This window comes from Bradyrhizobium sp. 17 (assembly GCF_023073515.1).
Lineage (GTDB): Bacteria > Pseudomonadota > Alphaproteobacteria > Rhizobiales > Xanthobacteraceae > Bradyrhizobium > Bradyrhizobium canariense_D.
Genome location: NZ_JADPJQ010000020.1, coordinates 1 through 2,796 on the forward strand (window position 1 = coordinate 1; position 2,796 = coordinate 2,796).

A 2,796-nucleotide genomic window follows, 5' to 3' on the forward strand; every position below is an offset into this window, starting at 1 on the left:
CTGCCTCTATGGTGCTGGCATCCGGCAAAGCCGGCACCTGGAAGCGTCTGCGGGCCGGCGGGGTTGCCCAATTAGCACAGTGGGCGAGGATTCCCCCCAATCAGGATGATATGTGAGATAGTCGACAGACTGTGTCGGAAGAGGCGATACTGTTGAGGCGGGATGATGGGCCTAGTCGCGTCAGTTTGCATGTCTGAAGATGTACTTCGCTTCTACCAGTTAGCTGACGTGTGCAGGGAACGGACGGCGCAAGCCCGTCAGTCCGTCGACGCGGAGCCGTGGCTAAAGCTTGCTGAGGACTGGCTCGAATTCGCACGAGCCGACCAGCAACGGCGCGACAACGGAGCGCTTACGAGCCGCGCTGCATCCGATGAACAGCGACCAGAAGATCTGGCCGCTCGAGCACTTCCACCAGCTTGTCCAAGATGATGCGCTCGTTATTCCGGGGCCTCGGTTCTAAGTATTCTTCCAGAATGCGCTGGGCGTCACTAACAGCCTGAAGAGCTAGCTGTTCATCCGTCATCTGTTAGCCTCCAGTGGCCATTCAGAACGGAAGAACTTACGTGTAAGATGGTTCCAAATCCCTTCAATTGCCGGTTGATGATGCGGTGCTCACGATAGGGGGAGCCCCCGTCAATGGAAGCCATGCTACTGCTTCCGAGGCGAGGCCATTTGCCCTCAGGCGGCATCCCATCCGCTTCCCAATCTGGAATTTTGGGAGGCAATGGTGAAATCGGCTTCCCTGCCGGCGGACTGGCGCCAGGCTGCCAGGCCGAAGCATAAGGACAGCGTCAACGCAGTCACCACTAGCAGCGCGGACATAAACTAGCTCACGCGCACCCCCTCTCACGCCCGAGAGCGCGCATAGCTGGGCCGGGGCCGCTCTGCCAGCTCAAGCGAGGCAGCAACATTAAACAGCTTCCATGCGGGAGTTCCTAAGGAGCGCGGTGCAACCCAAATTCCTAGCAGTCGTCGTCCAGGCATGACTTGATGTGCGTTTCGGAGCGAAAGCCCGATGCGCCTTGTTTTGCGTTATCTCGGGATTTGTCTCTGCGCGTCACTCGCGGCGTGGTTGTCCTTCGCGCTGATCTATTGACCGAGCAAATCATCGCCAGGTGTCAGCAGCCGCACGTAGGTACCGCGCTCGTGCAGGTCGAGCCAGCCGCGCTCGACGGCATACTTGATGCCGGCACCGAACTCTGTGCCGCTTCCCTTGAGCGTGTAGAGGAAAGGAGCCGCTTCTATTTTTTTAGGAGCAATCCCATCTCTCGCGCCATCCGCTTCACCGATCCGGTATGCCGCCCGAGGACTGCCGCAATTTCCGACGCGGCGCGCCGACGTGCCATCGCGGCAAGCCTCTTTCGCTCGCTCTCGGTCCACTGCTTTGGCTTGGATGATTTCATTTCGAGATCATCCGGCCGGCTCGACGAAATCGGTATTTGGAAATTTCCGGGTGGCTACCCTTGACGGCTTGGTGCAGGCCGGAGTCTGATCACCGGCATGGGGCGACATCAGCAGGACATCGACGATCTCGCGCGCATGGAGCGCCTCTGCCTGGATGGCGGAGGAGAGCAGGGTGCCCAGAGAGGCCGGCGCATTGCGCGAGATGGCGGAAAACTACCGGTCGAGAGGCTGCGAAACTGACCTGCCTAGGACCGTAGATTGCCCGCGACGCGGACGAAAAAAACGAGCGATTTCAGCAAGGTTGACAAGACACCCCTTCCGCCAAAACATCAATCAAATCAGCTAGCTAGCAGAGGCGGTTCCGCCCGACGCACAATCGAACGTACAATGGGCGAGCGACGATGAGCGCCGTAGATCTCGTCGGCTGGGTTCTTTTGTTCGTCGTATTCATCATCACCGTGAGTGCAAGCAAAAGCCCGCCAGCGTGAACCCGGCGCACAAAAAGAGACCGCCTCAGCGGGCTTCCTCTAAGCTTATTTAGGTCCGTTTTTTGGACAATTCGCTGCGGAGCAATACTTAACGTCCATCGCGCGTTCTTTTCCGCTTTTCCCGCAGGTGTTTACTGGGCATCTGACACCTTTGCCCGAGTTACCGCCCATCTTCCCTTGGGCATTCGCTTCGCCAGCGTTGAACAAGAACGGCAACACCCCGACAGCCGCAATGGCTACGATCTTGAGCATTTCCACCTCCTTGGTTTGTTAGAACCAAGCATACCACCACGGCGAGCGGAGTGTTGCAAGGAAGGAAGCGACGCCCAACGAAGCCCAGCCCCGCCAGCGTGAACCGGCGGGCTTTCATTTGTTGACAACCAGACGCCCAGGCACGAAGCTTGCTTTCATAAATGCGTCGCCAATCATTGCTTTTCTATTTCTCAGAATTCTTTTATCCATATGGAGGCACCGTGACCGACGAGGAAATCGCCCGTCTGCGCGCCCATGACAGCAACATCAGTCGATATCGACGGCTGCTTAAAACCAATCTCTCAGATCTTGAGCGCCGGTATTTGGAACAGCGCCTGAGCGAGGAAAGATCGGCGATCAAGAGCTTGGCTCATCCTCCTCCCACCCCACGGAATGAGCACGGCCGATCAGTTTGAGGCGGGTGCGTTTTGATCTTTGCTCGTGGACCGGCGAGCTTCGATTTTCCAATCGAACTGAACCTTCACACTCCACGCCCATACTGATGAGCATCCGGGATTTTTGCTAATCCCCTCCCGGGGCTGGACGGATATCAAGCCGCCGGGATGTCATTCGGCCTGCAATATTGGCTCTGACGCATATTCGATGATCGTGATTGTTTTTATGGCGCGCCAATCAGCCTAGCCTGAAGGAG

4 protein-coding genes are annotated in these 2,796 nt (G+C 57.5%); 2 read left to right on the forward strand and 2 right to left on the reverse strand.

From position 1 onward, the window contains the following. Nucleotides 1-349 precede the first annotated feature (349 nt). Nucleotides 350-523: a hypothetical protein gene (locus tag IVB13_RS03855; protein ID WP_009859265.1), complete on the reverse strand. Its 174-nt coding sequence runs from the start codon at nucleotides 521-523 to the stop codon at nucleotides 350-352. A gap of 569 nt (nucleotides 524-1,092) precedes the next feature. On the opposite strand from IVB13_RS03855, the gene IVB13_RS03860 reads away from it, so the two are divergent. Then, nucleotides 1,093-1,467 carry a hypothetical protein gene (locus IVB13_RS03860; RefSeq protein ID WP_247487835.1) on the forward strand — a complete coding sequence of 125 codons (375 nt, stop codon included), beginning with the start codon at nucleotides 1,093-1,095 and terminating at the stop codon, nucleotides 1,465-1,467. Between the two features lie 470 nt (nucleotides 1,468-1,937). Here the strand turns inward: IVB13_RS03860 and IVB13_RS03865 are convergent, their stop codons facing one another. Then, nucleotides 1,938-2,144: a hypothetical protein gene (locus IVB13_RS03865; protein WP_247487836.1), complete on the reverse strand. Its 207-nt coding sequence runs from the start codon at nucleotides 2,142-2,144 to the stop codon at nucleotides 1,938-1,940. Between the two features lie 221 nt (nucleotides 2,145-2,365). On the opposite strand from IVB13_RS03865, the gene IVB13_RS03870 reads away from it, so the two are divergent. Then, the gene (locus tag IVB13_RS03870; RefSeq protein WP_247487837.1) at nucleotides 2,366-2,560 is read left to right on the forward strand and encodes a hypothetical protein; all 195 of its coding nucleotides are present in this window, start codon (nucleotides 2,366-2,368) and stop codon (nucleotides 2,558-2,560) included. The last annotated feature ends 236 nt before the right edge of the window (nucleotides 2,561-2,796 follow it).

What these genes read in the sequence shown, in the direction of transcription:
- IVB13_RS03865 (WP_247487836.1), bottom strand. Translation starts at nt 2,144, where the DNA reads ATGCTCAAGATCGTAGCCATTGCGGCTGTCGGGGTGTTGCCGTTCTTG.
- IVB13_RS03855 (WP_009859265.1), bottom strand. Translation starts at nt 523, where the DNA reads ATGACGGATGAACAGCTAGCTCTTCAGGCTGTTAGTGACGCCCAGCGC.